Origin of the sequence: Kitasatospora sp. MMS16-BH015, assembly GCF_002943525.1 — a bacterium.
In the GTDB taxonomy this organism is placed as follows: Bacteria; Actinomycetota; Actinomycetes; order Streptomycetales; family Streptomycetaceae; genus Kitasatospora.
Genome location: NZ_CP025394.1, coordinates 3,399,626 through 3,420,054, shown reverse-complemented (window position 1 = coordinate 3,420,054; position 20,429 = coordinate 3,399,626). Strand labels below are relative to the sequence as shown.

Annotated in this window: 16 protein-coding genes; 11 read left to right on the top strand and 5 right to left on the bottom strand. The window is 73.2% G+C overall.

Translation table 11 applies throughout. From position 1 onward, the window contains the following. Positions 1 to 20: 20 nt before the first annotated feature. The 3 genes from CFP65_RS14650 (at position 21) to CFP65_RS14640 (ending at position 4,103) form a co-directional block, all read left to right on the top strand. A complete protein-coding gene (locus tag CFP65_RS14650; RefSeq protein WP_104816518.1) occupies positions 21 to 1,217 on the top strand; it encodes an acyltransferase in 1,197 nt (398 codons plus the stop codon). 133 nt (positions 1,218 to 1,350) lie between these two features. Continuing rightward, positions 1,351 to 2,871, top strand: coding sequence for a glycosyltransferase family 39 protein (locus tag CFP65_RS14645; RefSeq protein WP_104816517.1), 1,521 nt, complete (start codon positions 1,351 to 1,353; stop codon positions 2,869 to 2,871). Positions 2,872 to 2,939: 68 nt separating this feature from the next. Then, complete coding sequence (locus tag CFP65_RS14640) at positions 2,940 to 4,103, top strand: glycosyltransferase family 39 protein (protein WP_104816516.1); 1,164 nt, start codon at positions 2,940 to 2,942, stop codon at positions 4,101 to 4,103. 8 nt (positions 4,104 to 4,111) lie between these two features. Here CFP65_RS14640 and CFP65_RS14635 read toward each other — a convergent pair whose 3' ends face one another. After that, the gene (locus CFP65_RS14635; protein WP_104816515.1) at positions 4,112 to 5,107 is read right to left on the bottom strand and encodes a helix-turn-helix transcriptional regulator; all 996 of its coding nucleotides are present in this window, start codon (positions 5,105 to 5,107) and stop codon (positions 4,112 to 4,114) included. A gap of 157 nt (positions 5,108 to 5,264) precedes the next feature. Here CFP65_RS14635 and CFP65_RS14630 point away from each other — a divergent pair, with 157 nt between their 5' ends. Further along, positions 5,265 to 5,567, top strand: a complete 303-nt coding sequence (locus CFP65_RS14630) for a hypothetical protein (protein ID WP_158702173.1) — start codon at positions 5,265 to 5,267, stop codon at positions 5,565 to 5,567. A gap of 123 nt (positions 5,568 to 5,690) precedes the next feature. Continuing rightward, positions 5,691 to 5,852 (top strand): hypothetical protein, encoded by a 162-nt coding sequence (locus CFP65_RS38925; RefSeq protein ID WP_158702172.1) that lies wholly within the window; start codon positions 5,691 to 5,693, stop codon positions 5,850 to 5,852. Positions 5,853 to 5,866: 14 nt separating this feature from the next. On the opposite strand, the gene CFP65_RS14625 is transcribed toward CFP65_RS38925, so the two are convergent. After that, positions 5,867 to 6,886 (bottom strand): C40 family peptidase, encoded by a 1,020-nt coding sequence (locus CFP65_RS14625; protein ID WP_104816513.1) that lies wholly within the window; start codon positions 6,884 to 6,886, stop codon positions 5,867 to 5,869. Positions 6,887 to 7,138: 252 nt separating this feature from the next. On the opposite strand from CFP65_RS14625, the gene pcrA reads away from it, so the two are divergent. Beyond that, a complete protein-coding gene (pcrA, locus tag CFP65_RS14620) occupies positions 7,139 to 9,700 on the top strand; it encodes a DNA helicase PcrA (RefSeq protein ID WP_254552396.1) in 2,562 nt (853 codons plus the stop codon). Position 9,701: 1 nt separating this feature from the next. On the opposite strand, the gene CFP65_RS40910 is transcribed toward pcrA, so the two are convergent. Then, a complete protein-coding gene (locus tag CFP65_RS40910) occupies positions 9,702 to 10,394 on the bottom strand; it encodes a M23 family metallopeptidase (RefSeq protein WP_254552395.1) in 693 nt (230 codons plus the stop codon). A gap of 280 nt (positions 10,395 to 10,674) precedes the next feature. Between CFP65_RS40910 and CFP65_RS14610 the strand changes: the two genes are divergently transcribed. Then, positions 10,675 to 11,082 (top strand): cobalamin B12-binding domain-containing protein, encoded by a 408-nt coding sequence (locus tag CFP65_RS14610; protein WP_104820880.1) that lies wholly within the window; start codon positions 10,675 to 10,677, stop codon positions 11,080 to 11,082. A gap of 19 nt (positions 11,083 to 11,101) precedes the next feature. On the opposite strand, the gene CFP65_RS14605 is transcribed toward CFP65_RS14610, so the two are convergent. Together CFP65_RS14605 and CFP65_RS14600 are read right to left on the bottom strand one after the other, a co-directional pair. Then, entirely contained in the window at positions 11,102 to 12,634 is a 1,533-nt protein-coding gene (locus tag CFP65_RS14605) for a DUF5691 domain-containing protein (RefSeq protein ID WP_254552394.1), read from the bottom strand. A gap of 119 nt (positions 12,635 to 12,753) precedes the next feature. After that, a complete protein-coding gene (locus CFP65_RS14600; protein ID WP_104816511.1) occupies positions 12,754 to 14,061 on the bottom strand; it encodes an SWIM zinc finger family protein in 1,308 nt (435 codons plus the stop codon). A gap of 249 nt (positions 14,062 to 14,310) precedes the next feature. Here CFP65_RS14600 and CFP65_RS14595 point away from each other — a divergent pair, with 249 nt between their 5' ends. From CFP65_RS14595 to sucC, 4 genes are all read left to right on the top strand, one after another. After that, positions 14,311 to 15,402, top strand: a complete 1,092-nt coding sequence (locus CFP65_RS14595) for an AAA family ATPase (protein ID WP_104816510.1) — start codon at positions 14,311 to 14,313, stop codon at positions 15,400 to 15,402. Positions 15,403 to 15,425: 23 nt separating this feature from the next. Beyond that, on the top strand, positions 15,426 to 17,651 hold the full coding sequence (locus CFP65_RS14590; RefSeq protein ID WP_104816509.1) for a DUF5682 family protein: 2,226 nt from the start codon (positions 15,426 to 15,428) through the stop codon (positions 17,649 to 17,651). 87 nt (positions 17,652 to 17,738) lie between these two features. After that, entirely contained in the window at positions 17,739 to 18,884 is a 1,146-nt protein-coding gene (locus tag CFP65_RS14585) for a VWA domain-containing protein (RefSeq protein WP_104816508.1), read from the top strand. Between the two features lie 353 nt (positions 18,885 to 19,237). After that, positions 19,238 to 20,416, top strand: coding sequence for an ADP-forming succinate--CoA ligase subunit beta (gene sucC, locus CFP65_RS14580; protein WP_104816507.1), 1,179 nt, complete (start codon positions 19,238 to 19,240; stop codon positions 20,414 to 20,416). Positions 20,417 to 20,429 lie beyond the last annotated feature (13 nt).

Genomic DNA, 20,429 nt, shown 5'->3' with positions numbered 1-20,429 from the left:
GCAGCCGGAAGCGCCAAGCCATGTCGCAGACTGTCACGTCCGTACCGCCGCCCGCTTCGGCCGAGCCCGCACCCGGCTCCGCCGGGCAGGGCGGTGCCGCCAAGGGGGAGCCCGCCGGCCGGAAGCCGCGGCTCTACGTGCTCGACGGGTTGCGGCTGATCGCCGCGCTCGGCGTGGTGGCCTTCCACTGGACCGGGGTGGACATCCACCCCGGCGTCTGGGGGCAGGCCCCGCGGGCGCTGATGCCGGAGGTGCACCGCTTCGGCGCGTACGGCTGGCTGGGCGTGCAACTGTTCTTCCTGATCAGCGGCTTCGTCATATGCATGTCCTGCTGGGGCAAGAGCCCCAAGGACTACTTCATCTCGCGCGTGGTGCGCCTCTACCCGGCCTACTGGGTCGGCATCGTGCTCACCGCGCTGGTGGTGAACTTCGCGTCCACCGCCCGGTACGACCGCAAGCCGGTGACCATCACCGAGATCCTGACCAACCTCACCATGCTGGAGCGCCCGCTCGGGGTGACCGAGGTCGACGGCGTCTACTGGACGCTCTGGATCGAGCTGCGCTTCTACCTGCTGTTCGCGGTGCTGGCGGTGATGGGGCTGACCTACCGGCGGGTGGTCGCCTTCTGCGGGATCTGGACCATCCTCGCGGTGATCACGCCCAGCACGGACAGCAAGCTGATGGACCAGGTCTTCATGCCGCAGGACGCGCCGTACTTCATCGCGGGCGTGGCGATGTACCTGATCTACCGCTTCGGGGCCAACCCGATGCTGCTCGGCATCGTGGGCTTCACCTGGCTGGTGGCGCAGAACCGGATCCACATCACCGAGGGCAGCTACGAGTACGAGGTGCACCACACGCTCTCCTGGCCGGTGATGGCCGGGATCTCGGCGGTCGCCTTCCTGGTCATGCTGGGGGTCGCGCTCGGCGCCTTCAACTGGGTGCGCTGGCGCTGGCTGACCGTGGCCGGGGCGCTCACTTACCCGCTCTACCTGATGCACCAGGAGATCGGCTGGGCGCTGATCCGCCTCGGCCGCAACCACCACATCCCGCCAAAGCCGCTGCTGCTGATCTGCCTGGCCGTCCTGCTGAGCCTGGCCTACGCGGTGCACCGCTTCGCCGAGCGCCCGCTCTCCGCGCTGCTCAAGCGGCTGCTCTACTCGCCCTCGCTCAGCCTGCCGAAGGCAGACCCGCCGGTCCGATCGCGCAAGGACTGAGCCCGTCGCAGGCAGCGCCCCCGGCCGTGGGCCGGGGGCGCTGGTCGCTGCACATATCATCCTATGGGCGGTGGGAACCGAGGGGCCGCTCAGCCACGTCGTCTCCCAGACACACAGCGATCAGAGAGACTCCATGAGCGCCACTGCAGCCGCCGCGATAGAGCACGACGACTCCACGACGCCCATTCCGCCTCCGGCCGGATCCACGACGGACCGGGCCCGGAGCGTGTTCATGCGGTACGTGTGGCTGTGGCCCGCGCTGCTGACCCTCGGCCTCGGGGTGCACGGCAGCTGGCGCCCCGAGCTCTGGCGGGACGAGCTGGCCACCTGGACGGCGGCCGGCCGCAGCACCGGTGAGCTGTTCGACCTGCTCGGCCACGTGGACGCCGTCTCCGGCGCCTACTACCTGCTGATGCACTTCTGGATCGGCGCCTTCGGCGACTCCCCGACCGTGCTCCGGCTGCCCTCCGCCCTGGCGATGACCGGTGCGGCGGTGTTCGTGGTGCTGGCCGGCCGCAAGCTCTTCGGCCCGCGCACCGCCCTGGTGGCCGGCCTGCTCTTCGCCGTGGTGCCCTCGATATCCCGGTATGCGCAGGAGGCCCGCTCCTACGCCTTCGTGCTGCTCGCCGTCTCGGCGGCCACCTGGCTGCTGCTGCGGGCGATCGAGCGGCCGACCGTGCTGCGCTGGCTCCCGTACGCGGTGGCGGTGGCACTGGCCGGGCTGTTCCACATGGTCTCGCTGGTCTTCCTGGCCGGCCACGCCGTGATCGTGGCGATGCGCTGGCAGCAGAGCCGTGACCGGCGGCTGCTGTTCGGCTTCCCGGCGGCCGTGGTGGTCGCGATGCTGCCCGTCCTGCCGCTGGTGATGCTGGGCCAGAAGCAGGCCGGCCGGCAGATCGGCTGGCTGCACCAGCCCGGGCTGGCCACCTACGTCGACTTCTGGCACGGACTGTTCGGCTCGGCCCTGGTCAGCGGCTGCTTCCTGGCCCTCGCGGCGATCCCGGCCGGCTGGTCGGTGGGCCGCCGCCGGGCCTTCGAAGTGGGCGTGCTGGCGGGCCTGCCGATCGTGCTCACCTGGTTCGTCTCGCAGGGGCACACCGCGTACTTCTTCGACCGCTACCAGCTCTACACCGTGCCGGCCTGGGCCATCCTGGCCGGGGCCGGCCTGGCCGCGATCAGGCCCCGCGCGCTGACCGCGCTCGGCCTGGTGGCGGTCGCCCTGCTCGGCTACCAGGACCAGCAGGCGCTGCGGAAGTCCACCTCGCACGAGGTGACCAACGGCAAGGCCGCCGCGAAGATCATCGCCGACGGCTACCGGGCCGGGGACGGCTTCGTCCCGGTCCGCGGCTCCTCGTCCTGGATGATGATCGACCTGGAGACCGAGTACTACCTGCCGAAGGGCGTGCACCTCAAGGACGTGTTCGCCGCCCGCAGCGCGGAGCAGAAGCAGGACCTGTTCGTCGACCCGTGCAAGGAGCCGGCCGCCTGCATCGGTGACACCGGGCGGGTCTGGGTGGTCACCCTCGGCGAGGCCGACGACCCGTACGCCAACCTGGAGAAGCCCGAGGCGGAGGCCCTGCGCGCGGTCTTCACCCCGGTGCAGGTCAAGCACGTGCGCGGGCTCACCGTGTCCCTGCTGGAGCGGCACCGCTAGCCCGACTTCCGTCAGCGTGGTTTGACACCTCGTTTGCCGAACGGCGACCCGGGGAGTGTGATGGTCCCGTGCTCACCGCCCCGACCGCTCCGAGCCCGCCGACGGGTACCCGCCGACGCACCGCATCGCTGCGCGCCGCCTTACCCGCGCTGGCGGCCTACGCGGCGGCCCGGGCCCTGGGCGTCCTGCTGGTGGCCGCCTGGGGCGCTCGCCGGGGCACCCCAGGTCTGCACCGCCTTGCCGCCATGTGGGACGCCTACTGGTACCAGGGCATCGTGGTGCACGGCTACGCCGGGTTCCCCCCGGTGCCCGGGCCGCACGGGCCGTACGAGGCCTACGCGTTCTTCCCGGCCTACCCCGCGCTGATCCGGCTGGTGCACCTGTGCGGGGTGCCGGTCGGGGCCGCGGCACTGGCCGTGGCCTGGCTCGCCTCGCTCGCGGCGGCCTGGGGGATCTTCCGGGTCGGCGAGCACCTGTACGGGCGGCGGGTCGGGGTGATCGCCGCGGTCCTGTGGGGCGTCACTCCGTACGCGCTGGTGGAGAGCGCGGCCTACTCCGAGCCGTTGTTCACCGCCTTCGTGGCCTGGGCGCTGTACGCGGCCGTCCGCCGGGACTGGCTCGGGGCCGGGGTGCTCGCCCTGCTCGCCGGCCTGAGCCGGCCGACCGGCATCGCGCTGGCGGCGGCCGTCTCGGGTGCCGCGCTCTGGGAGCTGCTGCGCGGGCGGGCCGGGTGGCGGGCGGCGGCCGGGATGCTGCTGGCACCGCTGGGCTTCCTCGGTTACCTCGGCTGGGTGGGCCTGGTGAAGGGCCGTTGGGACGGCTACTTCCGGGTGCAGGACGCCTGGCAGTCACACTTCGACTTCGGCCGGAAGACCTTCTACTCGCTCCGCGACCTGCTGGTCAGACCCGACGCGATCATGCTCGCCGACGTGGTGGTCGCGGTGGTGCTGGCAGCGAGCGTGCTGCTCTTCGCCCTCTCGATCGTCCAGCGGCAGCCGCTGGTCCTGGTGCTGTTCAGTGGCGCGATGCTCCTGCTGGCACTCGGCGACGCGGCGTACTTCAACTCCCGTGCCCGCTTCCTGCTGCCCGCCTTCACCCTGCTGCTGCCGGTCGCCACCGGCCTGGCCCGGGTGCGCAGCCGCGCCTCGCTGGTGCTGATCCTCTGCTCGGCCGCGCTGGCCTCGGCGCTCTACGGGGGTTACCTCGCGTTCGTCTATCCCGACGCGCCCTGACGACCGGCCTACCGAATGTCGGGCAGCCAGCCCTGCTGGGCGGCCCGGGCGCCGGCCTCGAAGCGGCTGCGGGCGCCGAGGCGCTCCATCAGGTCGGTGGCCAGCCGGCGGGAGGTGCGGGGCGAGACGCCGAGCCGCTTGGCGATCGCGTCGTCGGTGAGCCCCTCGGCGAGCAGCCGGATGACGGTCGCCTCCTGTGGGTTCAACCCGCCGACCAGCCTGGTGGTCGGGGAGCCCAGCGGCTGTGCGAGGGACCAGACGTGCTCGAAGAGCGAGCACAGCGCGGTGAGCGTGCCCTGGCCGGTCAGCACCACGGCGCCGGCAGCGGAGTCGTCGCTGTTGACGGGGATCACGGCGGTGGTCCGGTCCACGATGATCAACCGGGTGGGCAGGGCCGGGGTCGTCCGGACCTGGGCGCCGTGCTCGGCCAGCCAGCCGACGTAGGCCGTCGTGGGCTGGTTGTTGCGGACGCTCTCCAGGTAGACCGTGCGCATCAGGATGCCCCGCTCCAGCAGGGACCGGTCGAGCGGTCGGGCGGCCTCGATGCTCTCGGGAGAGTGCCCGCCGTCCGGGGCGAAGGTCATCACCTCGGCGCGCATGTCCCTGGTCAGCACCGCCAGCCGTTCACGAATCCGGTCGAGTCCGACCAGTTGCTCGATCTCGGGGTGGGGCGCGGCCGGCCGCAGGTCGGCGTACTCGGCGATCAGCTGGGCCGCTGCTGCCCGGGAGGCCTCGACGCGCTGTTGCTGGGAGGCCAGCTCGGCCTGTTGACGGGACATCAGGATCTCCATCCCGATGTCGGGGGAGACGGCCCGCAGTTCGCCCGCGTGTTCATAAGAGGGTCGGAGCAGGGATAACCGGCTCAATAAGTCCAGGGCCTCCCGCATCTGTGCCGCGGACAACCCCAGGTGTGCCGCGAGTGCCTCGACACCGGCCTGTGGGTGGGCGAGCATGGCGCGGTAGACCGCTTCTGCGGTGGTGTCGAGACCGAGTACGGCGAGCATGTGGAACCTCCACTGTTCTACGGCGTCACTCCGGGATGGATCATTGCATGCGAACGGCCCTTGGCTCCAGGGGTTCGATGGACGGTTCCGGTCGCTGACCCGAACCGTCCAGGATGATGCCTGTACATCCCGATAGGCGGCTTGGGACCGTGGATGCATGTATCTGGTTCACATGGTCCTGGTCGCCGCTTCGACCAGGGAAATGCCCGACCGGTTAGGCGAGTTGATCAGCAGCGCGGCACGGCCCGAGGACCGGCTGGAGCACCTGAGCGTGCACCTGTCCGCACCCGGGCGGCTGGTGGTCGGGGCCTACCTGCTCGCCGAGCGGCTGGAGGAGGCCGAACGCCGGGCGGTCGCGCTCTGCGACCGCGCCCTGTCGACCGTCCCCGAACTCCGGGGCTGGCGGCTGGTGGATGCCGGGGTGCCGTTGCTGGCGCCGTTCTACGAAGGGCTGCTCTGAGCCGGCGGCGGGGCTGGACGGAACGGGTCAAGGCCGGTTCGGTCCAGTCGTCCGCCCTTCCGACCGGTCCCGGACCTGACGAAGCTGGAGGTACTTGAACGGCTCGGACGGAGGAGAATTCGAATGTCCCGTACCATCTTTGGCGCCATCGTCGCGGTCTTCACCCTCGCGCTGGCGGTCGCGGCGCCGGTCGCCGCGACCGCCGCCGAGCGGCCGGCCGCCGCGACCGCCGACGCCGGTGCCGACGCCCCGGTCGTCACCCCGGGGAACATGATCTGGCAGTGACCCGATCCGGCCGGTCAGGCCGGGCGGACGGCGCCCGCGAAGGGCATCACGTCGACGGATTCGTAGCGGACCGGGGCGCCCGGGTGCGGGGCGTGGATCATCCGGCCGTTGCCGGTGTAGAGGCCGACGTGGCTGACGGAGGAGTAGAAGAAGACCAGGTCGCCGGGGCGGAGCTCGCCGCGGGCCACCCGCGGGGCGGCGTCGATCTGGGCGTAGGTGGTGCGGGGGAGCGAGACGCCGGCCGCGGCCCAGGCGGCCTGGACCAGGCCGGAGCAGTCGTAGCTGTCCGGGCCGGTGGCGCCCCAGACGTAGGGCTTGCCGAGCTGGGCCAGGGCGAAGGCGATCGCGGTGGCGGCCCGGCCGGTGGCGGGGGCCGGGAGCTCCTCGAAGCCCGGGCGGTCCGAGCGGTCGGCGGCCTCCGGGGCGAGGTGGACGAGCAACTGCTGCGCCTCGGCCAGCTTCTGCTGGACGGCGGCCCGGTCGGCGGACAACTCCCGCTGGCGGCGGTCGAGTTCGGCCAGCTGCTGCTGGGTCTCGGCGGCCTGGGTGTCCAGTGCGAGCCGCTGCTGCCCGTAGCTCTGCAGCGCCTGCTGCTCGATCACGCCCACCTGCCCGAGCACCCCGGCCCGCTGCAGGAACTGCCGCGGGTCGTCGGAGAGCGCCAGCTGGAGCGTCTGGGAGAAGCCCCCGCTGCGGTACTGCTCGGCGGCCAGCGCGCCCAGCCGCGTCCGGGTGGCCTCCATCGCCGCGGCCTTGCGGGCCAGCTCGTCCTGGAGCCGGCCCACCCGCTGCCGGAGCGCCGCCGTCTGCTCGGCCGCGCCGTCGTACCGCTGGGTGGCCTGCTCGGCCTCCCGGTACAGCCGGTCCACCTGCGCCCGCACCTGCTCGGGCCCGGCCGGGCCCGGCTCGGCGTGGCCCGGGGTGGCCAGCGCGGTGACCGAGACGGCCGCCACCCCCGCCAGGGTGACCGCCCGGCGGCGGCGCGGGGCGCCGCCGCGGGACGGGGTGGTGGGGGGTTTTCGGTGCGTGGCCATGCCCGCTGCGCCTCTCCGCCGTGTTGCCCGCCGAGGCGGGTGACCTGCCCGCCCGCGGAAACGGGGTGGGGTCGGGGACGCTAGTGGCAGCTCCCGGCGCGCCGGGCCGAAGGGCACGGCTCTGCCCGAAAGCTTGCGGAACTTTCCGTTCCGGTCGGCTTCGCTGCCCGTTCGCGGCGCTGAGCAGGGCGAATCCGACCATTCCCGGGGCCGGGCCTGCCTGTCGGTGGCGGGCCATAGACTCGAAGGGCCATGACTAGCCTCTTCGACGACCTCCCGCTCCCCGGCTTCGAGTCCCTCGCCTCCGCCGGGTCGCAGCAGTCACAGCAGCCGCAGCCCGTGGACGAGCCGTACGAGCCTCCGTTCGAGCCGTCGTTCGTGCCGTCGTTCGACGAGGAGCCGCCGTACGAGGACCACTACGGCGGTGGGCACGAGGAGGCGATCCCCGAGGGGCTGTTCCAGACCGACCACGCCGCCCTCGTCGAGCGGGACGCCTGGCACCGCAACGGCGCCGCCCGCACCGTGACCGACCCGGCGCAGCTGCTGGAGGGGATGAACGAGCCGCAGCGCGAGGCCGTGCTGCACGCGGGCGGCCCGCTGCTGATCGTGGCCGGCGCCGGCTCCGGCAAGACCCGGGTGCTGACCCACCGGATCGCCTACCTGCTGGGCGCGCGCGGGGTGCACCCCGGCGAGATCCTCGCCATCACCTTCACCAACAAGGCCGCCGGCGAGATGCGCGAGCGCGTCGAGGCCCTGGTCGGCCCGCGCGCCCGGGCGATGTGGGTCTCCACCTTCCACAGCGCCTGCGTGCGCATCCTGCGCCGGGAGAGCAAGTACCTCGGCTTCACCTCCAGCTTCTCGATCTACGACTCGGCCGACTCGCAGCGCCTGATGGCCCTGGTCTGCCGCGACCTCGACCTGGACCCGAAGCAGTTCCCGCCGAAGTCCTTCACCGCGAAGATCAGCAACCTCAAGAACGAGCTGATCGACGAGGAGACGTACGCCGCCCAGGCCGCCAACCCGATGGAGAAGAAGCTCGCCGAGGCGTACTTCCTCTACCAGCGCCGCCTGCGCGAGGCCAACGCCCTCGACTTCGACGACATCATCATGACCACGGTCAACCTGCTGCAGGCCTTCCCGGCCGTGGCCGAGCACTACCGCCGCCGGTTCCGGCACATCCTGGTCGACGAGTACCAGGACACCAACCACGCCCAGTACATGCTGGTGCGCGAGCTCAGCGGCGGCGCCGACACCCCGCCCGCCGAGCTCTGCGTGGTCGGTGACGCGGACCAGTCGATCTACGCCTTCCGCGGCGCGACCATCCGCAACATCCTCCAGTTCGAGGAGGACTACCCCGAGGCCCGCACCATCCTGCTGGAGCAGAACTACCGCTCCACCCAGACCATCCTGGACGCGGCCAACGCCGTCATCGAGCGCAACGCCAACCGCCGGGACAAGAAGCTCTGGACGGCCGGCGAGGCGGGCGAGAAGGTCGTCGGGTACGTGGCCGACGACGAGCACGGCGAGGCCCAGTTCATCGCCGACGAGATCGACCGGCTCACCGACAAGGGCGAGGCCCGCCCCGGCGACGTGGCCGTCTTCTACCGCACCAACGCGCAGTCCCGCGTGTTCGAGGAGGTGTTCATCCGGGTCGGCCTGCCGTACAAGGTGGTCGGCGGGGTGCGCTTCTACGAGCGCAAGGAGGTCCGCGACGTGCTCGCGTACCTGCGGGTGCTCTCCAACCCCGAGGACACCGTGCCGCTGCGCCGGATCCTCAACGTGCCCAAGCGCGGCATCGGCGACCGGGCCGAGGCGATGATCGACGCCCTCTCCGCGCGGGAGCGGATCAGCTTCCCCCAGGCGCTGCTGCGGGTGGACGAGGCGTACGGCATGGCCGCCCGCTCGGCCAACGCCGTGCGGCGGTTCAACGAGCTGATGGCCGGGCTGCGCGCGATCGTCGAGACCGGCGCCGGGCCGGCGGCCGTGCTGGAGGCCGTGCTGGAGGAGACCGGCTACCTGGCCGAGCTTCAGTCCTCCACCGACCCGCAGGACGAGACCCGGGTGGAGAACCTCCAGGAGCTCGCCGCCGTGGCCCTGGAGTACGAGAAGGACCCGGGCGAGCGGCCCGAGGGCGAGGACGCCGAGGGCGTGCCGCCGATCGGCTCGCTGGCCGACTTCCTGGAGCGGGTCGCGCTGGTGGCCGACTCGGATCAGATCCCGGACGACGAGGAGAACAGCGCGGGCGTCATCACGATGATGACCCTGCACACCGCCAAGGGCCTCGAGTTCCCGGTGGTCTTCCTGACCGGCATGGAGGACGGGATCTTCCCGCACATGCGGGCGCTCAACCAGGTCAAGGAGCTGGAGGAGGAGCGGCGGCTCGCGTACGTCGGCCTCACCCGGGCCAGGCAGCGGCTCTACCTGACCCGGTCGGTGCTGCGCAGCGCCTGGGGCCAGCCCTCCTACAACCCGGCCTCGCGCTTCCTGGAGGAGATCCCCGAGCCGCTGGTGCACTGGAAGCGGACGGGCGCGGCCTCGGCGCCGCCGCCCTCGCGGGGTTTCTCCAGCTCCTCGTCGAGCTCCTCGAAGGGCGGGCTGCAGCCGAAGGCGGGCTGGGGCAAGTCGGCCCGGAAGGTCACCGAGCGGGAGATCGTCGCGCTGGCCGTGGGCGACCGGGTCACCCACGACACCTTCGGTCTTGGCACCGTCACCGCCACCGCCGGGGTGGGGGAGAAGGCGCAGGCGACCATCGACTTCGGTGCCTCGGGGCGCAAGCAGCTGCTGCTGCGGTACGCGCCGGTGGAGAAGCTCTGATTCAGCGCGGGTCGAGGCCGTGGGCGAGCAGCCACGGCAGCGGGTCCACCGGGCCGCCGTGGTCGGGGTGGACCTCGAAGTGCAGGTGCGGGCCGGTGGAGTTGCCGCTGCTCCCGGAGTAGGCGATCACCTCGCCGGCCCGCACCTGCCCCCGGCGCAGCCGGTAGGTGCCCAGGTGGCAGTACCAGGTGCGGGTGCCGTCCGGGGCGGTGACGGCGGCCATGTAGCCGTAGGCCGGGTTCCACCGGGCGCTCACCGTGCCGTCGGTGACGGCCCGCACCGGCGTGCCCTTAGCCACCGGGAAGTCGATGCCGGTGTGCCGGGCGGCCCAGTGCGTGCCGGCCGAGCCGTAGGCGGCGCTCAGGCCCGGGGCCTCCACCGGCAGGGCGTAGCCCGGTGGGGCGGCAGCGGTTTGACGGGGCGTCGGCTCCGGGGGCGGGGCGGGGGCTTGGGGTGGCTCCGGGAGCGGGTCGCGGGCGCCGGTGCGGGCGGCCCGGGCCTCGCCGGGGGTGTCCGGGCCCGGCCGGGGCGGTGGCGCGGAGCGGTGCGGCGGGTGCGCGGAGGTGAGGGCCGCGGCCGCCGCGAAGACCCCCAGGGCGCCGACCGAGGGCAGCGCGACGGACAGTAAGGCGGAGCGGGTCGCCGCCCGGCCGCGGTCGCGCCTGGCGGCGCGGCGGGGTGGGGTGAGTGTCAAGGTCCTCGCCCTCTCGGGTCGCGCGGCGGGCTCGGGCCCCCGGGTGCCCAGGGGGTCGAGCCGGGAGAAAACAGCCGAGACTGTAGTGCCCCGGGGCGAGATCGGACAAAGTCCGCAAGTCGCCCGGCGTGGCGTACGAGGCGTCGTGCCGTGGTGACGGTGTGTGGACGGCTGGGTGTCGAAGACCGGACGAGCCTCCCCGGAGGTCGGTTAAGGATGGTTAACTACGGGGTGGTCGGCCCTGGTGGCCGGGTGGGACAACGTGGTCCAGGAGGCAGTGATGGGTGTGTCAGGCCCGATCCGGGTGGTCGTCGCCAAGCCGGGGCTCGACGGCCACGACCGGGGCGCCAAGGTCATCGCGCGGGCGCTGCGCGACGCGGGCATGGAGGTCATCTACACCGGCCTGCACCAGACCCCCGAGCAGATCGTCGACACCGCCATCCAGGAGGACGCCGACGGCATCGGCCTGTCGATCCTCTCCGGCGCGCACATGACGCTCTGCGCCAAGGTGATCGAGCTCCTGAAGGAGCGCGACGCGGCCGACATCACGGTCTTCTGCGGCGGCATCGTCCCGGACGAGGACATCGCCGAGCTCAAGGCGATGGGCGTGGCCGACATCTTCACCCCCGGCACCACCACCGCCGACATCATCACCTGGGTGCAGAACAACCTGCGTCAGTCGGTCTGAGCCTGGCCGAGCCCCCGCTTCAGGCGGCCGGGCGGAGCAGCTCGGCGAGCATCGCCTCGCGGAACCGCAGGGTGCCCGCCAGCCTGGTGAAGGTCTCGGCCCACGGGCTGTCCGCCCCCGCCTCGGCCGCCAGCTCCTCGACGGCCGTGGCCGTCTCGGGTGCCAGTGCGCGTTCGGTCATCCCGAGCACCCCGCTGTGGCTCCACGGGTACCCGCCGGAGCCCGCCGTCCGGCGCAGCGCCGCCACCACGGCGGTGCTCAGCGGCGGCGTCCACGGCACCGCACAGGCGCCCAGCGCCTGGAACGCCTCGCCGAGCCCGTGCCCGGCGATGTACCCGGCCGTCCAGGCGGCCCGCTCGGCCGGCGGCAGCACCGCCAGCAGCTTGGCCGCGGCACCGGCCGTCCGCTCGGCCTGACGCTTCTGCACGACCTGCCGCCCCGGCCGCGGGCTGCTCGGCACCTGCCCGAGCAGCGCCCGGGCCCAGTCGGCATCGCCCTGGCGGACGGCGGCGCGGGCCCAGCCCTCGTGCAGGTCCTCCGTCCAGCCGTCCTTCACCGGCAGCGCCAGCAGCTCCGCCGGCGTGCAGCCGGTCTCCTGCGGCCAGAGCGCCAGTGGCGTGGCCGCGATCACCTCGCCGAGCCACCAGGCCCGTTCACCGCGCCCGGTGGGCGACTTGGGCGCTATCCCGTCCCGCTGCATCCCGGCGTCGCACTCGGCCGGCGGGGTGACGAGCAGCTTCCCGTCCTGGTACCGGACGGCGGCCTTGGCGCGCTCGGCCATCCGCTGGCCGAGGGCCGAGCCCGGCAGGGTGGAGAGCAGCTCGGCGGCCATCGCCCGGCAGTTCTTGCTCCGGTCGGTCAGGGCCGACTCGAGGAACTCCTCGTCGGCGGGGGAGAGCCCCTCCTGGAGGGTGTCGAGGAAGAGCAGCCGGTCCTCGGCGCGCTCGGTCGACCAGGTGGAGCGGAGCAACTCCCGTGCGGCGGCTGGGTCTTGACGGCGGAGGCGGGTGAGGTGGGTGACGCGTTCGGCGAACAGCCCTTCGTGCCAGAGCTGGTCGGTGGTCTGTGGCTGCCCGCCTTGGACGGCCGTGCGGCTGACGTACCGCCAGTCGTGGTTGCGCTCCGCGAGCCAGCCGCCGAGGGGGCCGGCCAAGGTCACGGCGTCGGGCCGGAGTTCGCTCCGGGCCCGGGCGGCATCGAGGAGTTCCGGGACGAGGGCCGGAGTCGCGCGGTACCCCTGGTCGCGGGCCGTGGCCAGCCACTGGGGCAGCAGCTCGGCGAGGTTGGCCACCGCGGCGCCGCTGGACTGGCGGTCGCGGAGCAGCAGCGCAAGGCGGCGGGAGGCCGCCGTCGGAAGCTCCGGGCGGGGGTCCGGCGCAGCCGGCTCGGGTATCTCGACGGCCGGATCTGGCCTGGCTCCGGCTCGCTGACGCACCGTCGCTATGGCGGCCAGGTCGAGCAGCGCGGTGGCCGGGTCCTCGGCGTCGAGGGGTAGCGGGCGGCGGTCGGTGCCGAGCAGGGCAGTGCTCTGGAGATCGCTCCAGGGGATCAACTTTTCGCTCCTAGGTATGGCCCATCAGGGACTCGGGGAACTGCGAGGGCATGCGAGGGGGCGTGTACTCGTTAAGGAGTGCACCGAATCCGGGGATGCCCTCGCAGTTCCCCGAGCCCCTAAACGATTGCAACTGCCTGTCCGGCTGAGTCCCAGGCCGTGACCGGGGCGAAGCCGGTGTGGCCGTGTTCGCCGAAGAGGGTGACGGGGTGGCCGGCGGAGATGGCGGCGAGGCGCCAGAGGGCGGTGTCGGGGAGGGCGGCGGGGCGGATCGGGAGGCTGTGGTCGCCGTCGGTGAGGCGCCAGCCCTCGGGGGTGAGGACGGGGACGACGGCGGCCAGGGTGGTGGGCCAGTGTTCGAGCCAGGGGTCCTCGGTGAGGGCCTCGCCGTAGGCGGCGGCGGCCTCGGCGGGGGTCAGGCCGGGGGGCGGGGTGGCGGGGGCCGGTTCGGGGGTGCCGTGGCGGTGGGCGAGGACGGCGCGCAGCGGGCGGGCGCCCGGGTGGTAGGCGAGCTCGGCTTCGAGCACGGTGCCGGCCGGGAGGGCGAGGTCGGGGGCGGTGCCGGGACGGCCGAAGGAGAGCAGCAGGGCGGGGCGCCCGGTCTTCGCTCCGCGCAGCCAGATCCGACGGGTGGTCAGCTGGCCGTCGGCGCCGCCCTCGGGGCCGGTGGTCCGGGAGCCGAGCACGAGCCAGCGGTCCCGTACCGTCGGCCCGGCCAGCAGCTCGGCGGTGTCGGTGGTGTGGCCGACCCGGGTGCGGACGGTGGCCGCCAGCGGCTCGGGCAGCTCGCCGACCCGGCCGTAGGCGCCGGCCAGCAGGTGCAGCATCGCGTACTCGGCGAGCTGACCCTGGGGCGGGGTCTCGCTCAGGTGCCGGACGCGGCCGGCCAGGCCGGGGGCCTGGGCGTCGACCATCCGGGCGGCGATCTCGCTCCAGTCGGTGGAGCCCTGGTCGGCCAGGCCGTGCCGGACGCGGTCGGTGAGCCGCAGCCGCAGCTCCTGCGCGCCGGCCGCGACCCGGGCGGCGCGCTGCTCGGCCCGCCGCCGGGCGGCGGCCGGATCGGCGGGGGCGGCCTTCTTGGAGGGGCGGGCGGGCTGCCGACGGGCCGTCAGCCATTCGGCGGCCCACTCGGGGGCCTCGGCCTCGGTGGCGAGCTCGGCACCGCCGCTCCAGAGCAGCAGCAGACCGAGCCCGTGCTTGCACGGGAACTTGCGGCTGGGGCAGCTGCACTTGGACGCGGGGCCGCCGAGGTCGACGACGGTGCGGTACGGCGTGCTGCCGCTGCCCTTGCAGAGGCCCCAGAGGGCGCCGCCGGCCCAGCCGGTCTGCGACCAGGGGGCGGGCCCGGCGAGCTTGCCCGCCGCCTTGCGGGACGCCTGGTCGGGGGCGAGGGACAGGACGTGATCGGTGCTCCAGCGTTCCTCCATGCCGAGGACGCTAGGAGGCCCCACTGACAGTGGGTCATCCGCCCGGCGGCGTTGTCAGTGGGGTGCGGCAGAGTGGTCATCACGAGCCGGGGAGGCGCCGCAGCAAGGCCCGATCTCCCATGGCAGTCAAGGCAGTTGACGCCTCGCCGACCATTCTCGTTGACCATCCCGCCCCGCAGCCCGGCCCCGCAGTCCGGCCACGCAGTCCGGCCGCCGGCCTGCCCTGCGGCACCCACGAAGGAGTGACCCATGACGACTGGCACCGAGGTGCTCCGCGAGCACGCCGAGGATGCCTACGCCGCCGAGCTGGCCGCCCTCGCGGCGCAGGACGACCGGCCGCGTCCGGAGCGCTGGCGGCTCTCGCCCTGGGCGGTGGCCACCTACCTGCTCGGCGGCGAGCTGCCGGACGGCACCGTGATCACGCCCAAGTACGTGGGCCCGCGCCGGATCGTCGAGGTGGCCGTCACCACGCTGGCCACCGACCGGGCGCTGCTGCTGCTGGGCGTGCCCGGCACCGCCAAGACGTGGGTCTCCGAGCACCTGGCCGCCGCCGTCAGCGGCGACTCCACGCTGCTCGTCCAGGGCACCGCCGGCACCCCCGAGGAGGCCGTCCGGTACGGCTGGAACTACGCCCAGCTGCTCGCCCACGGCCCCAGCCGGGACGCGCTGGTGCCCTCGCCGATCATGCGGGCGATGACGGACGGCAAGATCGCCCGGGTCGAGGAGCTCACCCGCATCCCGGCCGACGTGCAGGACAGCCTGATCACCATCCTCTCCGAGAAGACCCTGCCGGTGCCGGAGCTCGGCGGCGAGACCCAGGCCGTCCGCGGCTTCAACCTGATCGCCACCGCCAACGACCGCGACCGGGGCGTCAATGAGCTCTCCAGTGCGCTGCGCCGCCGGTTCAACACCGTGGTGCTGCCGCTGCCCGGCTCGCTGGACGAGGAGGTGGAGATCGTCGCCCGCCGGGTCGGCCAGCTCGGCCGCTCGCTCGACCTGCCCGAACTCCCGGCCGGGGCCGAGGAGATCCGCCGGGTGGTGACCGTCTTCCGCGAGCTGCGGGACGGCGTCACCACCGACGGCCGCACCAAGGTGAAGACCCCCAGCGGCACCCTCTCCACCGCCGAGGCCATCTCGGTGGTCACCAACGGCCTCGCGCTGGCCGCCCACTTCGGCGACGGCGTGCTGCGCGCGGCCGACGTCACCACCGGCATCGCCGGGGCCGTGCTGCGCGATCCGGTGGCCGACCGGGCGGTCTGGCGCGAGTACGTGGAGGGCGTGGTGCGCGAGCGGGAGGGCTGGAAGGACTTCTACCGGGCCGCCCGCGAGCACGCCAACTAGGTCACAGGGGAAAGGGGTTCGGGATGAGCGTGGAGATCGAGCTGCTCGGGGTGCGCCACCACGGCCCCGGTTCGGCCCGGGCGGTGGCCGCCGCCCTGGCCCGGCTGCGGCCGGACGCGGTGCTGATCGAGGGCCCGCCGGAGGCGGACGCGATCGCGGCGCTGGCCGCCGACAAGACCATGGTGCCGCCGGTGGCGCTGCTCGCCCACGCGGTGGAGGACCCGGCCCGGGCCGCGTTCTGGCCGTTCGCCGAGTTCTCGCCCGAGTGGGTCGCGCTGCGGTACGCCGTCGACCGCGACCTGCCGGTCCGGTTCATCGACCTGCCGGCCGCGTACGGACTGGCCGAGGGCGCCCCGCAGCACGAGAGCGGCGCGAGCGACCCGATCGGCGAGCTGGCCCGGGCCGCCGGGTACGAGGACAGCGAGCGCTGGTGGGAGGACACCGTCGAGCACCGGGGCGAGGCCGAGACTTTCGCCGCCGTGGCCGAGGCGATGACCGCCCTGCGCGAGCAGGCCCCGACCGGCACCCGGGACGAGCTGCGCGAGGCGTACATGCGCCAGCAGCTGCGGGCCGCCCGCCGGGCCGGCCACCAGCGGATCGCCGTGGTCTGCGGCGCCTGGCACGTGCCCGCGCTGGCCACCCTGCCGACCGTGGCCCAGGACAAGGCGGTGCTGGCCGGCCTGCCCAAGAAGACCAAGGTGGAGATCACCTGGGTGCCCTGGACGCACCGCCGGCTCTCCCAGCACACCGGCTACGGCGCGGGCATCGACTCGCCCGGCTGGTACCACCACCTCTTCACCGCCCCCGAGGCCGACCCGCTGCCGCGCTGGATCACCCGGGCCGCCGAGCTGCTGCGCGCCGAGGACCACCCGGTCTCCTCGGCCCACGTGATCGAGGCCGTCCGGCTGGCCGCCACGCTGGCCGTGATGCGCGGCCGGCCGCTGGCCGGGCTGACCGAGACGCTGGACGCGATCCGGGCCGTGCTCTGCGACGGCTCCGACGTGGCGCTCGGGCTGGTGCGGGAGCGGCTGGTGGTCGGCGACGCGCTCGGCGAGGTGCCGGAGGCCACGCCCACCGTGCCGCTCCAGCGCGACCTGGCGAGGGTGCAGCGCGCGCTGCGGCTCAAGCCGGAGGCGGAGCAGCGGGTGCTCGACCTCGACCTGCGCAAGGAGCTGGACGCGGGCCGCTCGCTGCTGCTGCACCGGCTGCGGCTGCTCGGCCTCGACTGGGGCACCCCGGCGCACTCCTCCTCCACCGGCACCTTCCGGGAGAGCTGGCGGCTGTGCTGGGAGCCCGAGTACGCCGTCCGGGTGGTCGAGGCCGCCCAGTGGGGCACCACGGTCGAGGAGGCCGCCGCCGCCAAGGCGGTGGAGACGGCACTGACGGCCGACGGCCTGCCGGCTCTCACCGCGCTGGCCGAGCGCTGCCTGCTGGCCGGCCTGCCCGGCGCCCTGCCGGTCGTCCTGCGGGTGCTCGCCGACCGGGCGGCCCTGGACACGGACGTGGCCGAACTGGCCGCCGCCCTCCCGGCGTTGGTCCGCGCGCTGCGCTACGGCGATGTCCGGGGCACGGACGCGGGGGCCTTGGACGGGGTGGCCCGGGCGCTGGCCGACCGGATCTGCATCGGCCTGCCGGCCGCCGGCACGGGGTTGGACGCGGCCGGGGCGGAGGCGATGCGGCAGCACCTGGACGCGGTGCACGGCGCGGTGGCGCTGCTGCGGGGCGATTCGGCGGAGGCCGGCGACGATCTCGGCGAGCGGTGGGCCGCGACCCTGCACTCGCTGGTGCGGCGGGAGCCCGGCGGCGGGGCGGCGACGGGGGTGCCGGGGCTGCTGCGGGGCCGGGCGGTGCGGCTGCTGCTCGACGACGGGCGGCTCGACTCGGCGGAGGCCGGGCGGCGGATGGGGCTGGTGCTCTCCGTCGCGACGGCGCCGGGGGACGCGGCCGGCTGGGTGGAGGGCTTCCTCTCCGGCGGCGGGGCGCTGCTGCTGCACGATCCGCTGCTGCTGGGGCTGCTCGACGAGTGGCTCTGCGGGGTCTCGGAGGAGGTCTTCGTGGACGTGCTGCCGCTGCTGCGGCGGACGTTCTCGACCTTGGAGACGGGCGTGCGGCGGACCATCGGGGAGCGGGTGGCGGCGGGCCCGCTCGATGCCCCGGGGCCGAGCGCGGTCGTCGTGGAATTGGACGAGGTGCGGGCGGATGCGGTGATGCCGGTGCTGGCGCACCTCTTGGGAACGGCTCACCACTGAGGGGCGCGGGGCTGCGCGGGCGGTGTTCTACGAGGGTGCATGGCCGGGCGCGCAGTTCCTCGCGCCCCTGGGTAGTGCAAGTGACGGATGGGGATTCAGGTGACTGTGGTTCAGAACGACGATCGGGTGCGGCGTTGGCGGCTCGTGCTCGGGGGGGACGGGGATGGGACGGGGTGCCGGCTGAGTGGGCGGGATGCCGGGATGGACGGGGCGTTGGCGGCGCTGTACCGGGGGGAGGGGGAGCGGAAGGCGGGGCTCGGGGGGTCGGCGCCGCAGGTGGCGCGGTGGCTGGGGGACATCCGGGAGTACTTCCCGAGCACGGTGGTGCAGCTGATGCAGCAGGACGCGATCTCCCGGCTGGGGCTGGAGCGGCTGCTGCTGGAGCCGGAGATGCTGGCGGCGGTGGAGCCGGACGTGCACCTGGTGGGGACGCTGCTGTCACTGAAGCACGCGCTGCCGGAGACCACCCGGGAGTCGGCCCGGGCGGTGGTGGGGGCGGTGGTCGAGCAGCTGGAGCGCCGGCTGGCGGACCGGACCAGGGCCACCCTGGGCGGGGCGCTGGACCGCAGCGCCAAGGTCAACCGGCCGCGGCACCGGGACATCGACTGGGGCAGCACCATCCGGGCGAACCTCAAGAACTACCTGCCCGAACACCGCACGGTGGTGCCCGAACGGCTGATCGGCTACGCCCGGGCGCAGCGCGCGGTGAAGAAGGAGGTGATCCTCTGCATCGACCAGTCGGGCTCGATGGCGCCCTCGGTGGTGCACTCGGCGGTGTTCGGCGCGGTGCTCGCCTCGATGAAGAGCCTGAGCACCCGGCTGGTGGTCTTCGACACCTCCGTGGTCGACCTGACCGAGCAGCTGACCGACCCGGTGGACGTGCTGTTCGCCACCCGATTGGGTGGTGGCACCGACATCAACCGGGCGCTGGCCTACTGCCAGTCGAAGATCACCCGTCCGGCCGAGACCATCGTGGTGCTGATCAGCGACCTCTACGAGGGCGGCATCCGGGACGAGATGCTCAAGCGGGTGGCCGCGATGAAGGCGGCCGGCGTCCAGTTCATCGCCCTGCTCGCGCTCTCCGACGAGGGCGCCCCGGCCTACGACCACACCCACGCCGCCGCGCTCGCGGCGCTCGGCGCCCCGGCCTTCGCCTGCACCCCGGACGCCTTCCCGGACATCATGGCCGCGGCGATCGAGAAGCGGCCGCTGCCGGTGCCCGAGTCCAAGTGACGCTGCTCCCACGCCTTCGGCCTCGCTGTGACGCCGCTTCCACGCCTTCGGCCTCGAAGTGACATTCGGGTGCATCCACCTGACGGACTACCCGTGACCTGTGCGACCGTCCCCCGTTGTGACGGTTCTCACCAAACCGGACCGGGCCCTGGGCGCGGCACGCCCGCTCAGCGGCGATAACCTGCCAGACGGACGTGACGCGCGTGTTGATTGACGTGTGCGCCCGTGGCTGTGCGGACCGTAAGGCCGATGGTTCTGCGTACCCGCACCAGCCCCGACGACCCGCAGCGAAGATCCTGCCGTGGCACGCTCGTAGAGACACAATCCGCGACCACGAACAAGGACGAACACACGTGGACCTGTTCGAGTACCAGGCGAGGGACCTCTTCGCCAAGCACGGTGTGCCCGTGCTTGACGGTGACGTCATCGAGACCCCGGAAGCCGCTCGCGCCATCGCCGAGCGCTTCGGCGGCCGTGCCGTCGTCAAGGCGCAGGTGAAGGTCGGCGGCCGTGGCAAGGCCGGTGGCGTCAAGCTCGCCACCGACCCGGCCGACGCCGTTGCCAAGGCCACCGACATCCTCGGCATGGACATCAAGGGCCACACCGTCCACAAGGTGATGCTGGCCCAGACCGCGGACATCAAGGACGAGTACTACGTCTCGTTCCTGCTGGACCGCACCAACCGCACCTTCCTGGCCATGGCCAGCGTCGAGGGCGGCGTGGAGATCGAGGTCGTCGCCGAGGAGAACCCGGACGCGCTCGCCAAGATCGCGGTCGACGCCAACGAGGGCTGCACCCCCGAGAAGGCCGCCGAGATCGTCGCCGCGGCGAAGTTCCCGGCCGACGTGGCCGACCAGGTCGCCGACGTGCTCGTCAAGCTGTGGGAGGTCTTCATCAAGGAGGACGCCCTCCTTGTCGAGGTCAACCCGCTGATCAAGTCCGGCGAGGGCAAGATCATCGCGCTCGACGGCAAGGTCTCGCTGGACGAGAACGCCGAGTTCCGTCAGCCGGAGCACGAGGCGCTCGAGGACAAGGCCGCCGCGAACCCGCTCGAGGCCGCGGCCAAGGCCAAGGGCCTCAACTACGTCAAGCTCGACGGCGAGGTCGGCATCATCGGCAACGGCGCCGGTCTCGTCATGAGCACCCTGGACGTCGTCGCCTACGCCGGCGAGAGCCACGGCAACGTCAAGCCCGCCAACTTCCTCGACATCGGTGGCGGCGCCTCCGCCGAGGTCATGGCGAACGGCCTGGAGATCATCCTGGGCGACACCGACGTCAAGTCGGTCTTCGTCAACGTCTTCGGTGGCATCACCGCCTGTGACGCGGTCGCCAACGGCATCGTCCAGGCCCTGGCCCTGCTCGAGGAGAAGGGCGAGGCCGTCACCAAGCCGCTCGTCGTCCGCCTCGACGGCAACAACGCGGAGCTGGGTCGCAAGATCCTGACCGACGCGAACCACCCGCTGGTCGAGCAGGTGGACACCATGGACGGCGCCGCTGACCGCGCCGCCGAGCTCGCGAACGCCGCGAAGTAAGGAAGGGGACTCA

What these genes read in the sequence shown, in the direction of transcription:
- CFP65_RS14650 (WP_104816518.1), top strand. Translation starts at nt 21, where the DNA reads ATGTCGCAGACTGTCACGTCCGTACCGCCGCCCGCTTCGGCCGAGCCC.
- CFP65_RS14645 (WP_104816517.1), top strand. Translation starts at nt 1,351, where the DNA reads ATGAGCGCCACTGCAGCCGCCGCGATAGAGCACGACGACTCCACGACG.
- CFP65_RS14635 (WP_104816515.1), bottom strand. Translation starts at nt 5,107, where the DNA reads ATGCTCGCCGTACTCGGTCTCGACACCACCGCAGAAGCGGTCTACCGC.
- CFP65_RS14630 (WP_158702173.1), top strand. Translation starts at nt 5,265, where the DNA reads ATGTATCTGGTTCACATGGTCCTGGTCGCCGCTTCGACCAGGGAAATG.
- CFP65_RS38925 (WP_158702172.1), top strand. Translation starts at nt 5,691, where the DNA reads ATGTCCCGTACCATCTTTGGCGCCATCGTCGCGGTCTTCACCCTCGCG.
- CFP65_RS14625 (WP_104816513.1), bottom strand. Translation starts at nt 6,886, where the DNA reads ATGGCCACGCACCGAAAACCCCCCACCACCCCGTCCCGCGGCGGCGCC.
- pcrA (WP_254552396.1), top strand. Translation starts at nt 7,139, where the DNA reads ATGACTAGCCTCTTCGACGACCTCCCGCTCCCCGGCTTCGAGTCCCTC.
- CFP65_RS14610 (WP_104820880.1), top strand. Translation starts at nt 10,675, where the DNA reads ATGGGTGTGTCAGGCCCGATCCGGGTGGTCGTCGCCAAGCCGGGGCTC.
- CFP65_RS14600 (WP_104816511.1), bottom strand. Translation starts at nt 14,061, where the DNA reads ATGGAGGAACGCTGGAGCACCGATCACGTCCTGTCCCTCGCCCCCGAC.
- CFP65_RS14595 (WP_104816510.1), top strand. Translation starts at nt 14,311, where the DNA reads ATGACGACTGGCACCGAGGTGCTCCGCGAGCACGCCGAGGATGCCTAC.
- CFP65_RS14590 (WP_104816509.1), top strand. Translation starts at nt 15,426, where the DNA reads ATGAGCGTGGAGATCGAGCTGCTCGGGGTGCGCCACCACGGCCCCGGT.
- CFP65_RS14585 (WP_104816508.1), top strand. Translation starts at nt 17,739, where the DNA reads ATGGGGATTCAGGTGACTGTGGTTCAGAACGACGATCGGGTGCGGCGT.